Origin of the sequence: Pseudomonas sp. NFACC32-1 (assembly GCF_900101215.1) — a bacterium.
Classification (GTDB): Bacteria; Pseudomonadota; Gammaproteobacteria; order Pseudomonadales; family Pseudomonadaceae; genus Aquipseudomonas.
The window spans coordinates 1-18,951 of record NZ_FMUL01000011.1 but is presented as its reverse complement, the minus strand read 5'-3'; the positions used below and the strand labels follow the sequence as shown (position 1 = coordinate 18,951).

Annotated in this window: 13 protein-coding genes; 6 read left to right on the top strand and 7 right to left on the bottom strand. The window is 63.5% G+C overall.

The window, feature by feature from the left end; translation table 11 throughout:
• Positions 1 to 3,176 (bottom strand): non-ribosomal peptide synthetase (locus tag BLP99_RS26635; protein WP_256327874.1); only part of this gene is annotated, 3,176 nt, incomplete at its 3' end.
• Between the two features lie 366 nt (positions 3,177 to 3,542).
• On the opposite strand from BLP99_RS26635, the gene BLP99_RS17160 reads away from it, so the two are divergent.
• From BLP99_RS17160 to BLP99_RS17150, 3 genes are all read left to right on the top strand, one after another.
• A complete protein-coding gene (locus BLP99_RS17160; RefSeq protein ID WP_092181167.1) occupies positions 3,543 to 4,547 on the top strand; it encodes a cupin-like domain-containing protein in 1,005 nt (334 codons plus the stop codon).
• The gene (locus BLP99_RS17155; RefSeq protein WP_083526402.1) at positions 4,544 to 5,914 is read left to right on the top strand and encodes an MFS transporter; all 1,371 of its coding nucleotides are present in this window, start codon (positions 4,544 to 4,546) and stop codon (positions 5,912 to 5,914) included. Before BLP99_RS17160 ends, BLP99_RS17155 begins: the two co-directional genes overlap by 4 nt.
• A gap of 156 nt (positions 5,915 to 6,070) precedes the next feature.
• Positions 6,071 to 6,682, top strand: coding sequence for an aspartyl/asparaginyl beta-hydroxylase domain-containing protein (locus tag BLP99_RS17150; RefSeq protein WP_072399261.1), 612 nt, complete (start codon positions 6,071 to 6,073; stop codon positions 6,680 to 6,682).
• Positions 6,683 to 6,940: 258 nt separating this feature from the next.
• On the opposite strand, the gene BLP99_RS17145 is transcribed toward BLP99_RS17150, so the two are convergent.
• From BLP99_RS17145 to syrB1, 6 genes are all read right to left on the bottom strand, one after another.
• The gene (locus BLP99_RS17145) at positions 6,941 to 7,768 is read right to left on the bottom strand and encodes an AraC family transcriptional regulator (protein WP_072399262.1); all 828 of its coding nucleotides are present in this window, start codon (positions 7,766 to 7,768) and stop codon (positions 6,941 to 6,943) included.
• Positions 7,769 to 7,776: 8 nt separating this feature from the next.
• On the bottom strand, positions 7,777 to 8,088 hold the full coding sequence (locus BLP99_RS17140; protein ID WP_072399263.1) for an AzlD domain-containing protein: 312 nt from the start codon (positions 8,086 to 8,088) through the stop codon (positions 7,777 to 7,779).
• The gene (locus tag BLP99_RS17135; protein WP_072432332.1) at positions 8,085 to 8,783 is read right to left on the bottom strand and encodes an AzlC family ABC transporter permease; all 699 of its coding nucleotides are present in this window, start codon (positions 8,781 to 8,783) and stop codon (positions 8,085 to 8,087) included. Before BLP99_RS17135 ends, BLP99_RS17140 begins: the two co-directional genes overlap by 4 nt.
• A gap of 290 nt (positions 8,784 to 9,073) precedes the next feature.
• Positions 9,074 to 10,285: a syringomycin E biosynthesis aminoacyltransferase SyrC gene (gene syrC / locus BLP99_RS17130; RefSeq protein WP_072399265.1), complete on the bottom strand. Its 1,212-nt coding sequence runs from the start codon at positions 10,283 to 10,285 to the stop codon at positions 9,074 to 9,076.
• A gap of 59 nt (positions 10,286 to 10,344) precedes the next feature.
• On the bottom strand, positions 10,345 to 11,280 hold the full coding sequence (syrB2, locus tag BLP99_RS17125; RefSeq protein ID WP_072399266.1) for a syringomycin E biosynthesis L-threonyl-[L-threonyl-carrier protein] 4-chlorinase SyrB2: 936 nt from the start codon (positions 11,278 to 11,280) through the stop codon (positions 10,345 to 10,347).
• A gap of 17 nt (positions 11,281 to 11,297) precedes the next feature.
• The gene (gene syrB1, locus BLP99_RS17120) at positions 11,298 to 13,142 is read right to left on the bottom strand and encodes a syringomycin E biosynthesis L-threonine--[L-threonyl-carrier protein] ligase SyrB1 (RefSeq protein ID WP_092181164.1); all 1,845 of its coding nucleotides are present in this window, start codon (positions 13,140 to 13,142) and stop codon (positions 11,298 to 11,300) included.
• Positions 13,143 to 13,624: 482 nt separating this feature from the next.
• Here syrB1 and BLP99_RS17115 point away from each other — a divergent pair, with 482 nt between their 5' ends.
• From BLP99_RS17115 to BLP99_RS26985, 3 genes are all read left to right on the top strand, one after another.
• Positions 13,625 to 14,683: a TauD/TfdA family dioxygenase gene (locus BLP99_RS17115; RefSeq protein WP_072399269.1), complete on the top strand. Its 1,059-nt coding sequence runs from the start codon at positions 13,625 to 13,627 to the stop codon at positions 14,681 to 14,683.
• 34 nt (positions 14,684 to 14,717) lie between these two features.
• Complete coding sequence (locus BLP99_RS17110; RefSeq protein WP_072459703.1) at positions 14,718 to 16,415, top strand: cyclic peptide export ABC transporter; 1,698 nt, start codon at positions 14,718 to 14,720, stop codon at positions 16,413 to 16,415.
• Positions 16,416 to 16,758: 343 nt separating this feature from the next.
• Positions 16,759 to 18,951: non-ribosomal peptide synthetase (locus BLP99_RS26985; protein ID WP_143007959.1), on the top strand; the 2,193-nt coding region annotated here is incomplete at its 3' end.

Genomic DNA, 18,951 nt, shown 5'->3' with positions numbered 1-18,951 from the left:
ACATGCCGGGCCAGTTCCCTCAGGGAGGTCTGGGCGAACAGCGTGCGCAGGTCGATCTCGACCCCCAGGTCCTGGTGCAGGCGGGCTTGCAGCTGCACGGTCAGCAGGGAGTGGCCGCCCAGTTCGAGGAAGCCGTCGTGGCGACCGACCTGATCCAGGTGCAGCAAGCCTTTCCAGATCTCGGCAATGGCGATTTCGGTCTCGCCCTGGGGCGCTTCGTAGGCCTGGCTGGCCAGGGCCTCGGCACCCGGCGCGGGCAGGGCCCGGCGATCGAGCTTGCCGTTGGCGGTCAGGGGCAGGGCGTCCAGGTGCACGAAGGCCGTGGGGACCATGTACTCGGGCAGGTGCTTGAGCAAGGTGCTGCGCAGTACGTCGGCGGGTACCTGTTCGCCGCAGACATAAGCCACCAGGCGCTTGCTGTCCGGCTGCCCGGGATGATCTTCCCGGGCGACGACCACCACTTCGCGGATGCCAGGGCACAGGGCCAGGGCCGCTTCGACTTCACCGATCTCGATGCGCAGGCCACGGATCTTCACCTGGAAGTCGTTGCGCCCCAGGTACTCCAGCGCCCCGTTGGCCAGCCAGCGGCCCAGGTCGCCGGTCTTGTACAGGCGCGCATCCGGCTGGTCGCTGAACGGGTCGGCGATGAAGCGCTCGGCACTCAGCTCAGGCTGGTTCAGATAACCCCTGGCCACGCCGATGCCGCCGATATGGATTTCCCCGGCCACGCCCAGCGGCTGGATCTTGCCCCGGGGGTCGAGCACGTACATCTGGATATTGGCGATCGGCTTGCCAATGGGCACGCTTTCGCCCGGGTCGCCGGGGCGGCATTGCCAGGCGGTGACGTCGATGGCGGCTTCGGTGGGGCCGTACAGGTTATGCAGCTCGACGCCCGGCAACTGCTCTTCGAAGCGGCGCTGCAGGCTGCGGGGCAGGGCTTCGCCGCTGCACAGTACCCGACGCAGCGTCGGGAAGTCCTGGCTGTCGCGATGCTCCAGGAACAGGTCGAGCATCGACGGCACGAAGTGCAGCAAGGTAATGCCGGTCTGGCGCATCACCTGGGCCAGGTAGTCCGGTTCCTGATGGCCACCGGGACGGGCCATGACCAGTTCGGCACCGGCCAGCAACGGCAGGAAGAATTCCCAGACCGACACATCGAAACCGAACGGGGTCTTCTGCAGGACCCGGTCGTCGGCGTCGACACGGTATTCGTCCCGGGCCCAGAGCAGACGGTTGACCACCCCCATGTGCTCGTTCATCACCCCTTTGGGGGTACCGGTGGAACCGGAGGTGTAGAGCACGTAGGCCAGGTGCCTCGGCGTCAGGCCCAGGGCCGCCGGATCCGGGTCGTGGGTGGGCTGCGCAGCCAGGCGGGCCAGGTCCTGGTCGCCATCGAGAAGCAGCAGCGGCCTGTCCGACGGCGGCAAATGCTCCAGCAGTGCCTGGCTGCTCAGCACGGCGTGGGGAGCGCTGTCCTCGAGCATGTAGGCCTGGCGCGCGCTGGGCAGGTCCGGGTCGATGGGCACGTAGGCGCCGCCGGCCTTGAGGATGCCCAGCAGGGCGATAACCATGTCCGCGCCGCGCCGCAGGCATACGGCCACGCGGGCGTCCGGCCCGACGCCGAGTTCGCCCAGGTGATGGGCGAGCTGGTTGGCCCGGCGGTTGAGTTCGGCGTAACTGAGCAACGGACCGTCGTCGCCGCGCACGGCACAGGCCTGCGGACGCCGCTCGGCCTGTTGCTCGAACAGCCCGTGAATCAGCACGTCCCGGGGATATTCCCGGGCCGTGGCGTTGAAATCCACTTGCAGGTGTCGCCGCTCCACCTGGCTCATCAGCGGGAAGTCGCCCACGGGCGTGTCATGCTGCTCCAGCACCGCTTCGAGCATCGAGACCATGCGGTCTTGCAGGTAGCGGGCTTCCTCCAGGCTGAAGTACGCGGTGTTGAAGTTGAAGTCCAGATGGACGTCTTCGAAGGGATGGTAATCGCGCACGAAGATCGCCATGGGCGTCTGCTCGTAGCCATTGTCCATGGTGATCACGGTGGACGAGGTACCGCCGAACTGATCGTCGCCGTCCAGGCTTTCGAACGACAGCGACACGTCGAACAGTTGCCGGCGGCCGGTCTGGGCCAGGCGCAACGTGCGGTTGAGTTCGGCGATGGGGAACCGCTGGTGGCGGTAGCAGCGGCGCAGTTGGCCGCCAGCGGTGTGCATCAGGTCCAGCAGCGAGGCGTCGGGATCCACCGGCAGGCGAATCGGGCTGACCGAGGAAAACATGCCCGCGGTTTCCTTGGTGCGCGCGGTGGTACGGTTGTGCACGGGCATGCCGATGACGATTTCATCGACGCCCACGGTGCGGCAGAAATACGTGGCGACCACGCTGATCAGGACATGGGCCACCGACAGGCTGCGTTCGCTGGCAAATTGCGTCAGGGCGTTGTACAGCGCCCGTGGCAGCATCGCCTGGACCTGGGCGCTGGGGGCCAGTTCGTTGGCCTGGCCGGTCTTGAAGTCGGCCCGGCGTTGCAGCAGCGAAGGAGGCATCTGGGCGTAGGTTTCCTGCCAGAACTGCCGGTCGCGCTCGTAGCGCGAGGACTGCAGGTAAGCCCGGTCGTCTTCGAGGAACGACAGGTAGGAATGGCCTTGGGCAACCTCCTCGTTGCCCGCCAGCAACCCGTTGTAGGCGGCGCCCACGGCGTGGCCGATCAACGCCACGCCGATGCCGTCGGTGACCAGGTGATGGTAACGGTTCAACCAGTAATGGCGGTTCGGGCCGCAACGCACCATGCGGGCTTCCCAGAGCTGGCCGGTCAGCGACTCGAACGGCTGGCGAAAGGCGTTGCGCAGGTACTCCATGGCCAGCCCGGCATCGGCCTCGGCTTCGGTGAACTCCACCACCTGCATGTCGACCTTGACCTCGGGCAAGACCCGCTGGCGACCGGTACCGCCTTCATGGCTGAAGCTCAGGCGCAGGGCGTCGTGACGGTTGGCAACCAGCTCGATGGCTTTCTCGAACAGCGCAATGTCGATCTCACCCTTGATCTCCAGGGCCATGCCGATGTTGTAGTAGGGCAGGTCCGGGTGCGCGATCTGGTCGAGCCAGATGCCCTGCTGGACGGAGGCCAGTTCGTGGGCGGCGCAGTCTTGCGTGGGCAACATTTCGGTCGACGAATCCATATCGGAGCACCTGCTGGCGGAATCAATTGAGGTCTGTCTCCGTTCGAATGGCGGTGCATGGAGGCCTGGGCGACTGCCAATCGGCGGGATGCAGATAAACGTGGCGAGGGACAACGGCGCGGTTGGACAGGCACCTGATGCGATGTCGGCGTCGAGGGGCGGTGTCGTGGCTCGTCGATGGGCCGGGCTGCCGTCCGGTCACGCCCGGTGTCCCTTCACAAGGTGGGAAAAAATTAGAGGATCCGATGGGTGATGTCTGTCATGGGAAGCAGGGACAACGTCGGGAAACGGGGCTTTGCGGTGCTTGGGCGAGGTCGAGGGAGTCTGTTATACCAACGACCCTGAAAGCGCTTGCGAGGGTCTGAAATGCCATTGGTCGCCGAATCGGATCGCCCGGTCTCCAAGTTCTGGAGCCTGTCCCGTTTTCCCAATCACCCCCAGGCAGGAAAGGTCGATGTGATCGATGCACTGGCGATTTCCAAAGCCGATTTCACCCGGCTCTATGTCAATCGCAACCGTCCCTGCCTGATCAGGAATGCCGTGCGCCACTGGCCGGCATTCGAAAAATGGAAGCGCCTGGACTATCTCAAGGCCCATTCACGAAACAGCCCGGTGGTGGTCCGTTCACAGATCGTTTCCGAGGTCATCGGTTGGTCCAATCCGGAGGTCAAGGCCGAGCTGACCGCATACGCCAGTACGGTCTACCGGGAAATGCCGTTCCACCAGTTCCTCGAGGCCCTGGGCCAGGGTGACTCACCGTTGGTGGCCGACAGCTGCCGCTTCTCCGAAGGCTCGGCCATCGAGTCGATGAAGGCCGATGTCGGCGGCCTGCCGTTCATGCCGCAGTTGGGCAAGACCCGGGCCTATCCGCCCCATCGCAGCTTCCTGTATCGCAACTCCTATACCGATTGGCATTTCCATGTCACCGACGAAACCTTCATGGCCCAGGTGGTCGGGGCCAAGGAGGTCTTGCTGCTGCCACCGGACCAGACCAGTTGGCGGGCGTTGCGACCGGTGATCGAACAGGCCGGCTACCTGTACGACATTGACACCGGTCGCTTCCCCGGTACCCGCGACTTGCGTGCCTTGCGCGCGGTGGTGGAGCCGGGCGATGCCCTGTACATCCCGGTGTACTGGTGGCATGCGGTGCAGTCGATGGACGACGCCTTCGGCGCTACTGTCGCGGCGACGTTCCCGACGCCACTGCATGTCAGTGGCGACATCAGCTCGCCCATCGCCAGGCGAGTGTTGCGCACCTACCTGTTTTCCCGCTACGCGCCCCTGGTGTTCGGCGCGGTGGCGTATTCCCTGGCCTACCGGTTGCTGAACGGGCTGATCGGTGTCTTCACGCCGCGTGACGTGCGCACATGAGTCGCGTGGGCGAGCGCCGCGGATTCGATCTGGGCCGAGGCTTCTATTTCCTCTGGTGCGGCGAGTCACTGGCGGTGGTGGGCACGGCGCTGATGGAGTTCGCCCTGGGCGTCTGGGTGTACACCCATACCGGCTCGGCGGTGGCGTTCGCCAACGTGGTGCTGGCGGCCACGTTGCCGGCGGTGCTGTTCCTGCCCCTGGCCGGCGGGCTGGCTGACCGGATCAGTCACCGGGTCATCATTGTCTGTTGTGATGTGAGCCTGGCATTGCTGTTGTTGGGCGTCATGGCGTTGCTCTGGTTCGAACGCCTGGAACCTCTGCACCTGTACATCTTCAACTGCCTGGCTTCCATCGTCAGCGCCTTTCGCAAACCGGCGTACCAGGCCGCCGTCAGCACCATCGTCGCCCCGGAAAAATTCACCCGGGCCTCAGGGCTGATCAGTATCAGCAAGAACGCCTCGGCCCTGGTGGCGCCACTGGTGGCGGGGGCGATCATGGCGAAGGCCGGGCTGGTGACGATCCTCGCGGTGGACCTGCTGACGTTCTGCTCCGGCACGCTGCTGGTGATCAAGGCGTTCTCCCACGTCCGCGGCGCGTCGACCCATCCCGACGATGCGCCCAAGGACACGGTGTTCGCAGGGGCAGTGGGCAACGTCAGCGTGGCGCTCAGGTTCTTTGCCAGGGAGCGCCTGATGGCCGGCCTGCTGGTGTACACCATGATGCGCGGCGCGGTACTGGCGCTGGCGACGTTGATGATGACGCCGTTGCTGCTGTCCACCCTGGGCAGTCAGACCCTGGGGATGGCCTATACCTGGGCCGCCCTGGGCGGCCTGGCCGGGGCGGGGCTGCTGATTTCCATGGGCAATCCGCGACGCCTGATGGCGTTGGTGGCGGTGGCCGATCTGCTCCTGGCCGGCTGTGTCATCGCCCTGGGCGTGGTATCGCAAGCCGTCGCCTACTGCGCCTTGGCGTTCGTCGCGATCACCATGGCAAGCATCGCCGATGCCAGCGTCAACTCGTTGTGGATGCGCAGGATTCCCGCTGGCAACCGCGCCAGCGTGTTCGCGCTGATCAGCATGCTGACCATTGCCAGCACCAGCCTGGCCGTCATCGTCGGTGGCTTGCTGGTGGATCACTGGTTCCAGCCGGCGCTGCTGCCGGGCGGCCCGTATGCCGATTCCATCGGCCGTTGGCTCGGGGTCGGCCCCGGGCGAGGCGTGGGCCTGTTGTTCGTGGTGACCGGCGCGCTGTTTGCGCTCCTGCCTTTGAGCGTCCTGCTCTACGGCCCGATGCGTCGCCTGGACGAGACACCCACGCCCCAGGCCACCGCGCGGATGGCCGATGGTCCCCAGGTCGAGCCCCTGTAATGCCCGCCCCGGCTGCTGTACCGGATTCCCGTGACAGACAGGCCAGGCCCGCTGGGTCACCCTTTGCAGACGCTCCTGCCGTGCCCGCTTTCCGGGCGTGCGGGACTGTATCGCCACCGCCATCGGAATCGACAACCCTCATTGAAAGGAGCACCTATGCGCCCGTCGTTTTATGATTCCAGCCGTTTTCCGCACCTCAAGAACCTCGCCGATAACTGGGAAGTGATCCGCGAGGAATTCCTGGCCCTCGATGCGCCGACCCTGACCATCAACCGCGTGGGCAAATCGATCACCGAGATCGTCGATGAAGTGACCGCGCACATGGAAGCCGGCGGTGAATATGGCTGGCTCTGGGGCTGGGGGGACGACATGGATGTCATGCCGGAATGGACCCAATACGGCCTGGTCGCCTATGACACCCCGATCCCCTATGCCCGCGCGGCCATGCCCGGGACCATCGAGCTGTTGAGCAAGATCCCCGGCATCAAGCTCTGTGCATTGCTGCGCATGGAGCCCAACGTCTTCCTCGGCACCCACTCCCACACGGGCACCTGGGAAGAGGGCCTGCTGCACATGCAATTGACCATCGATGCGCCCACCACCCAGAACTATGCCTACCTCAACGTCAACGGCAGCTTCAACCAGAGCACCAACGGCAACCTGGTGATCTTCGACGGCTCCCTGGACCACTTCGCCGTCAATGCTTCTCGTGCTCACCGCACTGTGCTTTATCTTGAGTTCTATCGCGAGAAGCACATGGCGGCATGAGGTCCACCTGGTTGGGCGAGTGCAAGTCTGCTCGTGAAGATGAGTGTCGGTCGACGTCACCGCGAGCAGGCTTTCCCTTGAAGTGAGAACGTCGTCCCGGCATCACGATATCTACGTATCCGCACCTGGCTTCATATGAAACGTATCCCGTGCGATCGATGGGCATTGTGAACATCGACGACGAACTGCATGACCCCTGCGCCGGGCCGCCAGGCTGTTGCGTCTCATCAACGCGCAGGTCGCCACCGGCCTGCTGCATCACCTCACCATCGCAGACCGGTAAGCGCCTGGCCCTATGCCGAAAGCCTGTTTGAACTGCCTGGTGAGATGGCTTTGATCAGCAAAACCGAGCTCCGCGGCGACCCTTGATGGCGTAGTGCCTTGCTTCAACAACACTTGCGCACACGCCAGGCGCTTTTGCGTGACCCAGCTATGGGGAGGCAGGCCGGTTGCCTTGCGAAACACTCGGGCAAAGTGAAAAGGGGAGAGGCCGACGCTGGAGGCAAGCGCCTCAAGGGAAGGGGGGAACGCCAAGTGCTCAAGCAGTATTTCCCTGGCTCTACGCACCGCTACAGGCTCGTTCCCTGGCGCAGCGACCGGGCCTAACCTGGCATGCCGCTGGAACAGCATCAGCGCCGCTTCCCTCCAGGCGGTTTGCTGCAGCAATGCTGAAGCCTCATGTTCTGCAAACAAATGAACGTTACTGAACGCACGTGCCACTTGTGAATCGGTCACGACGCTGCTGATAAAGCGAGGAGAGCCGTTGAAGCGCATTTCCAGCTCAGCCAGGACCTCGGCAAGCTGCGTCAACGTGGGGTAAAAACCTCGGTAGCGCCATCCTTCGTCATGGGCGGTAGCGCCGGTATGCACCTCGTCCGGATTGATCAAGACCACGGTACCGAGGGGGGCAACGTGTTCACTGCCTCGATGCCGAAACCGCTGCGCCCCCGACTCGATGACCGAGATGACAAAACTGTCGTGAACGTGAGGGGTAAAGCGTTGCTGGTAATATTGAGCGTGCAGCAATTCCACGCCACCCAGGCTTGAGGCTTGCCAGAAACGTGCGTTTTCAATCTTGCCGGCCACGGTTCACCTCAGAGCATTGACCTGAACAGGTAGAAACAGCCCATGCTGACCAGGACGCTCGTCAGCACCTGTCCCGTCCAGAGCATGAGAACCATGGTGCAGAACCCACCCAACAGATACGGATTCAAAACGCTCAGGCTCAGCGTTTGGCCTGGGAGGAAAATGATGGGGCCGCAGATGGCGGTCAGCATCCCCGGCACTGCGTAGGAAAGCAGATCCCGCGTGCCTTGGCTGAGTCTAAACGGTAAGCGCGGTTCCAGAAACAGGTAGCGGTTCAGGAAGACAATCGCACCCATCCCCACGATAACGGCAAGGATCATGGGCGTCCCTCCAGGAGCCGCTTGCACACGAAGCCCGCCGTCATGCCAGCCAACCCCGATACCACCAGCGCAGACTCCCAACGCCAATAACTGAGCAGCACCGAGCAGGCAAGGGATACGAGCACGCACACGACCGTCGGGATCGATTTCACCACAGGGGTGATCAACGCGATGAAGGTTGCAGCGATGGAAAATTCCAACCCGAGCGACTCAAGGTTCGCAATGCTCTTGCCCAGCAGGATCCCTGCCAGGGTGAACACATTCCAGGCCAGGTAAAAGCTGAGGCCGACGCCCAGCGCAAACCAGCGGCTGAATGTCTTTTGATCGTACTGGCTGTTCAGCGCGAAGAATTCGTCGGTCAAAAGAAAGCCCAGACCTAGTCTCCATCGCGAAGAAAGCGAGGACAGGGTGGCGCGCATGTGCAAACCGTAGAGCAGGTGCTGTGACGTCAGGAGAAAGGTCGTCACGAGAATCGAGGGCAGGCTGGCCCCTGTCTTGATCATGCCAATGGCCACGAGCTGGGCGGCGCCGGCGAAAACGATGGCCGAGAAGCCTTGGCCTTCCAGAGGCGTCATCCGGGCATCGATCGCCAATGATCCAACCAGCAAGCCCCAGGGAGCGCAGGCCAGGGACAATGGAATCACAGCCATCGAGCCTTTCCAGAAAGCCTGGCAAGGCGAAAGGGTGGAACGCATGAGCGGTGCACTTCGGTTATGAACGGGGGTTCAGAATCCTGGATTGTGCGGCTGGCGTATTGAACGATATTGCTGTCTGGGGATATTGGCGGCTTGAGCACCGCCATCCTGCGCCAGGAGCTGACTGAAGCCATCATTATGGCTAAGTCTCGCAAAGACCTGTGCTTCGCCGAGATCGTTGAAGATGGCAAGAATCGAGCGTGTCAGCCCGTCTTGAGCAAGATGTGCCTGGTCAGCACAGGGCGCCAACCTCAAGAGTCGGCACTCTGTCCAGGTCTTGAATCCCAGCCTCAGACGGCCATCGATTCCAACGTCGACTCGAGGAATTTGAATGCGGTTTGTTTCGAACGCTGGGTCGATTCGAAGAACGCCAGGTGACTGCCGTTGCGCTCCACGTGCAGCAGGGCATCGCTGATGGATTCGGCAATACGCTGGGAACCACCGATGTGAGTGGTTTCGTCGGCATCGCCAGCCACCACCAGGGTCGGCACGCTGATGCGTTCCAGGCGTGGCGGCAGCTCGGTCTTGTTCAAGGCATCGTTGAGCCGCGCATAGCGATAGAACAGCTCTTCGTTGACGTAGGGATAGAGCGCGGCATGGGCGATGGAGTCCGGGATGGTCGCCAGTGTCGCCTGGTCGAGGAACAGCGCTTGCAGGTCGCTGGCCTCGTTGCGGTCCACGGCGGCCGACTCCATCAGCCATTCGAAATTCTGCTGATGGGCGGTACGCAGGCTGTTGTCGCCCAGGTTGTAGTCGCCATGCCACAGGCTCAGGGAGTTCACCCGGTCGCCGTGCAGGGCAGCGGCGCTCAGCGCGATCACCGCGCCGCCGCAGATGCCCATCAGGTGGGCATTGGACAGGCCGAAGTGATTCATCACATTGATCAGGTCGCCCACCTGGGCGTCGGTATCCACCGACAGTTGATCGAACGAAGTACAGGAACCGAACAACCCCCGGGTTTCCCAGGTGACCACGAAGAATCGCTCGCTGAGGGCATTGAACCAGTCGCGGCACAGGTCGAACGGCATGCCGCAGGGCAGTGCCAGGACGATCGCCGGGCGCTGGCGGTCGGCGCTGGAGTGCACCGACAGCGCGACGTTGTCCCGGGTGATCAGGTGTACTGTCTCTACCTCGGGCACTGCACCGCTGAAATCGAAGTGCCTGACCAGGCGCCCGAAACGCTTGACGCTTTCGAACTCGTCGAAATGGTCATAGGTGAATTCCAGGGCCTGGCAGATTTTCTTGCTGATGAACATCTCGAAGGACGACAGTTGCGCCTCGCCGTCATGCACGTATTGCACGGCCTTGACGCCGATCCGTGCGAAGGCGGCACTGACCGCCCGTTCCGTGGCCCTCACGCTGGGCGAGGCCTGCTCGGGAGGCAACCCGTCCCCCTGGGCCAGGAAGCTCAGGCAGATGGGGTCGGGCAAATGGATGGCAAGGTGCCTAAGCATCCTCACGGTCTCGCACAGGCGCGTCGCTGCGTCAGTGGAAATAGTCATGGATTGGGGACTCCTGTCAGGCACGTTGCGCATGCCACTGTCGTATGGCACAGAAAAAATCAGACCGCTTCGAACTTCTTGCCTCGGGTGGTGTGGGTGACAAGGCGGTTGTATTCCGGGGTCTTGTCCCCGATCACCTGGACCGCGCCGTACTTCTCGAGGCTGATGCGCCCACCGTATTCCTCGATGTGGTCGGAGTCCGGATAGATCTTCACGAAGGACGGCACGTAGCGCGACGCAAAGCCCATGCGCATGTCCTGGGACTCGCCGCTGTGGGGGTAGGACGCGTGCATCAGGGTCGACCAGAAAATGATGAACTGGCCGGCCTTCATCTGCATGGGCACCGCGGCCGACTCGTCGGGCTTCCAGTTCTCGTCGATCTGCAGCTGGCGATAGTCGTAGCCGAAGAATCCGCGGCGCACACCGTCCTTGACCACCGAGCTGTTGTTGGCGTCGGGATCGTAGGCCATGCGCTTGGTTTCGTCGTAGTTCATGCTGTTCTGGGTACCGGGGATGAACTGCAGGCAACCATTGGCGATGTTGGCGTCGGTGAATGCGGTCCAGACGGTGATGGTGCCACCGAAATCCTCGTTTTCCGGCCAGAGGATCTGCGGCTTGCCCGAGGCGTTGGCGAAGGTGTCGGCCTGGTGCCAGTCGGTGCCTTCGTCGCCCGGATACTTGGGAAAGAACTCGGTGCGCCAGCACAGCACATCCGGACCGAGGATGCTTTCGACGCGGTCGCAGATTTCCGGACGGCAGATGTGGCTGGCGAGGAAATCGTCGTCCAGGTGGCGGTCATAGTTGGCGATGTTGGTACCGGCGGAAATCGCATCCAGATCCTGGTAGGCCGCGGCGCTGCGGTCGAGCAAGCGCAGGCGTGTGCGCTTCCAGGTTTCTTTCATTTCTTCGGGCGAATAGGCGTCGAATGGTCCGATGAAGCCGTTCTTCTCGAAGGACGCGCGTTCTTCCGGGGTCAAGGCGAATTTCTTGCTCATGGGCTGTTCCTTTTCGGTCAATGGGCTTGGACAAGGGAGCGCTGGATGCAATCGGCCAATACCTTGGCGGTCGCACCGTTGGCCAGCACGCCAGGATCCAGGTTGACCTGGTAATGGGCCTTCAAGGTGCTCAGGGAGCGGATCAGGGCCAGGGAAGTGCCGCCGAAATCGAAGAAATCGTCGTTCAGGCCGATGTTCTTCAGGCCGATGTCCTGCGACCAGACCTTGAGCACGAACTGCTCTTGCTCGGTGAGGCCTTCACTGGTGTGGTGCACGGTGGCGGCGATGGATTCGGGTGCGGGCAGGCGTTGCCTGTCGATCTTGCCGTGGGCGGTCACCGGCAGTTCCGCCAGGGGGATGTAGGCGGAGGGGCGCATGTAGTCCGGCAGGCTGGCGGCCACCAGGGCGGCGACTTCGCTGCGCGTCTGTTCGTTCCAGGCCTGCACCCCCTGGGTCGGCACCACATAGGTGACCAGGCGCCAGTCGCCATCGCCGAAATCGTGACCGGCCACGTGGGCGGCGGCCACGGCCGGACTGCTTTGCAGGCAGGCTTCGACTTCCCCCGGCTCGATGCGGAAACCGCGGATCTTCAGTTGTTCGTCGCAACGGCCGGCATAGCGGTACTCGCCGTCATCGCCCAGTACCAGCAGGTCTCCGGTGCGATAGGCACGACCGGAACCACCGGGCAGTTGCACGAAGCGCTCGGCGTTGAGGGCCGGACGATTGAGATAACCCATCGCCACGCCGGCGCCTTCGATATACAGCTCTGCGGCCGTGCCCTGGGGAACGGGTTGCTGGTTGGCGTCGAGCAGGTTCAGGCGCCAGCCGTCCAGCGGGGCACCGATGGATACCATCGCGTTGCTCTCCAGGTCCTGGGCCAGCACGCGCTTGAAGGTGGTGTGGACGGTGGCTTCGGTAATGCCGTACATATTGATCAGCGCGGGTTTCTGGTCACCATGGCGCTCCACCCAGGGACGCAGCACCGTGGCCGGCAGTGCCTCGCCACCGAACACCACGTAGCGCAGCGCCAACGGCGCGCCGGCCTGGCGGTCGGCTTCATCGAGGCCGCGGAACGCCGACGGTGTCTGGCTCAGGACGGTCACGCCCTGGCCGGCCAGCCATTGGAGCATGGCCGCGGGCGAACGCGAGACATCGTAAGGCACCACGGCAACGTGACCACCGTGGGCCAGGGCACCCCAGATCTCCCAGACGGAAAAGTCGAAACCGATGGAGTGGAACATCGACCAGACGTCATGTTCGGTGAAGGCGTATTCGCGTTGCGTGCTTTCCAGCAGGCGGCTGACATTGCCATGGGCGACCAGCACGCCCTTGGGTTCGCCGGTGGAACCGGAGGTGTAGATGACGTAGGCCACCGCATTGTCGGGGTCACGACGTTCGGCGTCGGCAACCGGCTCCAGCGTCGGGCCGGCCAGCAGCTCGGCGAGCGGTAGCACGCGCAGGGAAGAGCTCTGCGGCAGGTCGGCGAGGTCGCCGATCAACAGGCTCATGCCACTGTCGCGCACGATGTGTTCGACGCGCTTGCCCGGGTACTGCGGGTCGACCGGGACGTAGGCGCCGCCGGCCTTGAGGATGCCCAGCAGGCTGATGACCAGGTCGACGCTACGCGCCAGGCACATCCCCACCAGCATGCCGTCCTTCACGCCTTCCTGGCGAAGACGGGCCGCCAGTTGCGACGAAGCCGCATCCAGTTGCGCGTAACTCAACGAGCGAGTGGCATCGGATACCGCCGTTCGCTCAGGGAATTCACGGGCCCGGGCGGCGAAGATTTCATGCAGCAATGCACCGGGCGTGAGGGGGGCTGGCGCGGGGTTGACCGATCCGCCAGTGTTCTTAATCGGCATGACTAACGCTCCTGTTAATTGCCAGGTGCAGCGTATTTGCGCAGTTGCGAAAACCGTTGCACTCGAGACGTCACTGCGGCCCACGGGATCGTTTGATATGCCTGTGCGAATCGCAGCTGGCGCATTTCAGCACCGACTCCGTGCCTGCGTCTGTCGCGGGAAATGGGGACAAATCGGTCAATGCCGATCCGAGGGCGGAAACAGCGACGAACCTGCAGGACGATGCGGACCGCGAGGGTGGGCAAGCTGGCTGGCGCAGGACGGCGTGGCACCTGCGGATCCGCCCAGGCACCTGGCCGCGTGGCCTGGGCAAGCGTACCGACCCAGGCGGTCGGTCCGGCGTGACGCGGTGTGCCGGGTCTGTCCCGGTTTGCGGTGCCAGACATCCCCGGCGATCAATGTTTTTATCCTTGCCCGACAGTGGGGCGTATTGGTTTTGCCCCCAAGACACGGATCCGCGGATCAGAAGTCAGGAGTGATGCATGAGTCTTCAAACTAACGCTGCGCCCGTCCTGGACGATGACGCGCCGGCCGACACGCTGGCCTGGCCCGGCCAGGACGATGGGGCGGTCAGGTTGTCGCTGCTCGCCGATGGCCTGAGCCTGCCAGTGGTGGTTGAACCCAACGACCCGGGCCTGGACCCGGCGCAGTGGGCCGGCCAGCATCGAGGGGCGATCGAGGCGCTGCTGTGTCGCCACGGCGCGGTGTTGTTTCGTGGCTTCGACCTGGCCTCGGTCCCGGCTTTCGAAGCCTTCGCCGAAGCCTTGTCCCCCGGCCTGCACGGCAGCTACGGCGACCTGCCGAAGAAAGAGGGCGGACGCAACGTCTATCGCTCCACGCCTTATCCCGAGCGGGAAATGATCCTGTACCACAACGAGAGCTCGCACCTGGAAAGCTGGCCGCGCAAGCAATGGTTCTATTGCGAGCAACCCTCTCGGGTCGGTGGCGCGACGCCGTTGGCCGACATCCGGCAGGTGCTGCAGCGGCTGCCCGAGCAGGTGGTGGCCCGTTTCGAACAGAAGGGATTGATGTACAGCCGTACCTTCACCGCCGGCGTCGAGCCCAGCTGGGAATCGTTCTTCGGCACCACCGACCGTGCCGCCGTCGAACAGCGTTGCCGCGAGCAGGGCACCGATTTCGAGTGGCTCGATGCCGACACCCTGCAGGTACGTACCCTTTGCCCGGCAGTCATCCGCCACCCGCTGACCGGCGAACCGGGGTTCTTCAACCAGGTGCAACTGCACCATCCGTTCTGCCTGGGCGAAGAAATGCGCGAGGACCTGCTGGACATGTTCGGCGCCGATCGCCTGCCACGCATGGTCAGCTATGGCGACGGAACACCCATCGAGGACGACGTCATGGCGCTGGTGGGGGAGGCCTATGAGGCTTGCGCCGTCCGGTTCGCCTGGCGCAAGGGCGATGTGGTCATGCTCGACAACATGCTGGCCGCCCACGCCCGGGACCCATACGAGGAGCCCCGCCTGATTGTCGTGGCCATGGGCGAGATGACCGCCAGGGGCGATGTCTGGCAACCGGCGTGAGCCAGCTCGCGAGCCCATTCGAGGATAGCAACCCATGAAAGACCAGAAAGAGAAGAAGACCAGGCCCGGTTCGGTCATGCGTCTGCTGTGGCGCAACCATCCCTGGCTGACGTTCTTCACCTTGATTTGCGGTGTCATCAGTGGGGTCGCGTCCATTGCGGTGGTGAGTGTGATCAACCAGGCGATCCATAACGACGGCAACCGCCTGCAGGCCTTGTACTGGTTCATCGGGCTCAGTGCCACGGCCCTGATCCTGCGCAACGGCGCCGCGCTGTTCCCGGCCTATGCCAGCATGCGGATCATGACCCGGTTGCGCATCGCGTTGTGCCGCAAGATCCTCGCCACGCCACTGGAAGAAGTGGACCGTCGTGGCCCGCCCAACGTGTTGACCATGTTGACCAACGATATCCCGCAGCTGAACACGACGCTGGTGGTCATGCCCACGGTACTGGTGGAAATGACGGTGTTCCTGTTCGGCATCGGTTACCTGGCTTACCTGTCGTGGGTGGTCCTGGCCTTGACGGTGTCGCTGATGGTCCTGGGGGTCGGGCTCTACCTGTTCTTCTTCGCCAGTGGCGTGCGCTCCACCAATCGGGTCCGGGACGAATTCACAGCGTTCAATGAATACACCCATGCCCTGGTGTTCGGTCTCAAGGAACTCAAGCTCAACGGTGTTCGCCGTCGCTGGTTCGGCCGCTCCGCCATCGAGGCATCGTCGACCCGGGTGGCGCGCTACAACTTCGTCGAGCGCGTGTGGTACACCGCGGCCGACAACGTGGGCCAGTTCACTTTGTCGTTGCTGATCGGTTGCCTGTTGTTCGCCGCGCCCTTGGTCAGCGCGGTGGACCCGAAGGTGATGACGGCCAGTGTGCTGGCGGTGCTCTACATCATGGGGCCGCTGTCGCTGCTGGTGGGGGCGATGCCGGTGCTGGCGGCGGGCCGGGTCGCCTGCACCCGGCTCGCGGAGTTCGGTTTCGCGATCAACGATCCGCATCCCGAACCCGTGGCCGTCGAGGCCCCGAAAGTGCATCTGCTGGAGCACAAGAAAACCTGGGACAGCATCGAGTTGAAAGGCGTGCGGATGCACTACCAGGATCCCCATGCCGGAAGCGGCTTCTCCCTTGGCCCCATCGACCTGACGGTGCAATCGGGTGAACTGATCTATATCGTCGGTGGCAACGGTTGCGGCAAGAGCACCCTGGCCAAGGTGCTGTGCGGGCTCTATATCCCGCAAAGCGGCGAGGTGCTGCTCGACGGTGTCACGATCACCGATGAAAGCCGCAGCGAATACCGGGACCTGTTTTCCGCAGTGTTCTCCGACTTCCATCTGTTCAACCGCCTGATCGGACCCGACGAGGAGGAAGGCAATCCGGAGTTGGCGAGCAAGTACCTGGAGACCCTCGGCCTGGCTGACAAGATCAAGATCGAGGGACTCGGTTATTCGACCCTCAAGGCCTTGTCCTATGGCCAGCAGAAACGCCTGGCCCTGGTATGTGCCTACATGGAGGACCGGCCGGTCTACGTGCTCGATGAATGGGCCGCCGACCAGGACCCACCGTTCAAGAAGTTCTTCTACGAGGAACTGCTGCCGGACCTCAAGCGCCGCGGCAAGACGGTCCTGATCATCACCCATGACGACCAGTATTTCCAACTGGCCGACCGGATCATCAAGCTGGCCGATGGGCACATCGTGTCGGACATCAACTGCGCCATTCGCGATAAGCGAGCCTGAATGAGCGTCCCAAGCCCATCGTCCGGCTTGCGATGTTGTCGCGACAGCACCTGCAAGACCCCGTGAAACCCGCCTGGCATCCAGCCCGCCCGACAGCCGCGAGTGCGCTGTCGGGTGGCGGCGCCATGCACCCACGATTCGCCCGTTAACCCGTACTGCGCGGCTGTTTGCGCGGACCTGCACCAACCCAGGCGTGCCTGTTGCGTTTGTCCGGGCAGCACTGACAAATTTCTGAGAAGGAACGTATGACATTTTTCTTTGCTGTGGACGTCGTTGTCGCAACCGGTTGCCGGTTCTCCCAGATGCCATCGCCGACAGGCGTTCCTGCTGCGGAGGGCCGGGTATGAACCAGTCCCTCAAGCTTGCGGCCACCTATCCGCTGACGGCGTCCCAGCGGGATATCTGGCTGGACCAGATGACCAAGGGCGATTCGCCCCTGTACACCATCGGCGGTTACCTCCATATCCAGGGCGCCGTCGATCCCCAGCGGGTCGAACAGGCGGTCGGTCTGCTGGTGCGCAAGCACGACGCCCTGCGCACGATCCTGCACAGTGACGCCGGCGCCGACGGCGTGCCCATGCAGACCCTGGTCGAATCGCTGGAGGTGCGCGTCCCGCTGATCGACGTGTCCAACCGGCCCGAACCCCAGGTCGCGGCCCAGAGCTGGGTGCAGCAGGGGCTGGAAGTGGCCTTCGCGCTGGACAAGGGCCCGCTGTTCCGCTTCTACCTGGTCAAGCTCCACGACACGTCGTTCTACTTCGTGGTCAATCTGCACCACATCATCCAGGATGGCTGGGGCATCAACCTGATGCTCGCCTCGTTCAGCGACCTCTACAACGCCCTGGAGGAAAACCGCGAACCAGACCTGTCGGCGCCGTCCTATGTCGGCTTCATCGAGGACGACGCCCGCTATCACGGTTCGGATCGTTACCTGCGGGACCAGGCGTACTGGCTGGACAAATACCAGGACGTGCCGGACCCGCTGTTCACCGCCCGTTACCGGGACCGTTTTACCGAAACCGTGGTGCCCAGCGCCCACGCCATGACGCCTTTTCCCCATACCCTGAACGAGCGCGTCGATACCCTGGCCCTCGTGCACAAGGTGTCGCGTTTCCCGGTATTGCTGGCGGCGCTGTATGTGTATTTCGTGCGCACCACCCAGCGCGACGAGCTGGTGGTGGGGCTGCCGATCCTCAACCGCTCCAATCCGGCCTTCAAGCAAACCGTCGGGTTGTTCACCCAGGTCAGCGCCATGCGCCTGCAGTTCGCCGATGACCTGCCGTTCGGTGAACTGGTCCGGGAGGTGGCGCGCGCGCTCAAGCAGGACTATCGCTACCAGCGCTTTCCCCTGAGCGATATCCATCGTTCCCTGGAGTTGCGGCGCGATAACCGCGCCCAGCTGTTCGATGTGTCGTTCTCCTACGAGGAGGAGAACTACCTGTACCGGTTCGGCGAGGCCACGGCCTATTCGGTGAAGAGTTCCAACGGCCAGGAGCAGATGCCACTGGCCATTCACGTGCGGACCAACCCCAACGAAGACAACGCCTGGCTGCACTGGATCTACAACCAGGCGTACCTGCAGGCCGATGAAGTCGAGGCCATGGCCGAGCGCTTCCAGCATGTGCTGGAACAGGGCCTGGCGGACGATACGCTGGCGGTGCGCGATTTTGTCTTGCCGACGCCAGCCGAAGCCCGCCTGCTCAAGGCCTGGAACGCGGATGGCACGCAGCGCTACGAGCATGACCGCACCCTCCATGGCCTGTTCGAAGCACGGGCGGCTGCGCAACCCAAGGCGGTGGCCGTGGTCCATGAAGGCCAGGCGCTGACCTATCGCGAGCTGAACGAACGGGCCAACCAGGTCGCTCACCGGCTGCTGGCCCTGGGAATCTTCCCAGACGATCGGGTGGCGATCTGTGTCGAGCGTGGGCTGGACATGATCGTCGGGCTGCTGGGCATTCTCAAGTCCGGTGCCGGCTATGTGCCGCTGGACCCGGCATACCCCCAGGAGCGCCTGGCCTTCATGCTGGAGGACAGCGCACCGGTGGCGATGCTCACCCAGGCGATGTTGCAAGATCAATTGCCGGAAGTCTCGGTGCCGGTGCTGTTGCTCGACCAGCCCGAAGCCGCAGGTATCGCCGCACAACCCCGGCACGATCCGAATATCGGCACCCTGGCATCCCGCAGCCTGGCTTATGTGATCTACACCTCCGGCTCCACCGGCCTGCCCAAGGGGGTGATGGTGGAGCATCGCAACGTGGCGCGGCTGTTCTCGGCCACCCGACCCTGGTTCGATTTCGGTCCCCAGGACGTCTGGGCCCTGTTCCATTCCTTCGCCTTCGACTTCTCGGTCTGGGAAATCTGGGGCGCGCTGACCCACGGCGGCCGCCTGCTGGTGGTACCGCAACTGGTGAGCCGTTCGCCGCAGGATTGCTACACGCTGCTGTGCGAGGAGGGCGTCACGGTACTGAACCAGACGCCGAGCGCCTTCCGCCAACTGATCGCGGCCCAGGGCGAAAGCGAGCTCAGGCACAGCCTG

Coding starts and splice junctions, on each gene's coding strand:
- BLP99_RS17160 (WP_092181167.1), top strand. CDS start 3,543: ATGCCATTGGTCGCCGAATCGGATCGCCCGGTCTCCAAGTTCTGGAGC.
- BLP99_RS17155 (WP_083526402.1), top strand. CDS start 4,544: ATGAGTCGCGTGGGCGAGCGCCGCGGATTCGATCTGGGCCGAGGCTTC.
- BLP99_RS17150 (WP_072399261.1), top strand. CDS start 6,071: ATGCGCCCGTCGTTTTATGATTCCAGCCGTTTTCCGCACCTCAAGAAC.
- BLP99_RS17140 (WP_072399263.1), bottom strand. CDS start 8,088: ATGATCCTTGCCGTTATCGTGGGGATGGGTGCGATTGTCTTCCTGAAC.
- BLP99_RS17135 (WP_072432332.1), bottom strand. CDS start 8,783: ATGCGTTCCACCCTTTCGCCTTGCCAGGCTTTCTGGAAAGGCTCGATG.
- syrC (WP_072399265.1), bottom strand. CDS start 10,285: ATGACTATTTCCACTGACGCAGCGACGCGCCTGTGCGAGACCGTGAGG.
- syrB2 (WP_072399266.1), bottom strand. CDS start 11,280: ATGAGCAAGAAATTCGCCTTGACCCCGGAAGAACGCGCGTCCTTCGAG.
- syrB1 (WP_092181164.1), bottom strand. CDS start 13,142: ATGCCGATTAAGAACACTGGCGGATCGGTCAACCCCGCGCCAGCCCCC.
- BLP99_RS17115 (WP_072399269.1), top strand. CDS start 13,625: ATGAGTCTTCAAACTAACGCTGCGCCCGTCCTGGACGATGACGCGCCG.
- BLP99_RS17110 (WP_072459703.1), top strand. CDS start 14,718: ATGAAAGACCAGAAAGAGAAGAAGACCAGGCCCGGTTCGGTCATGCGT.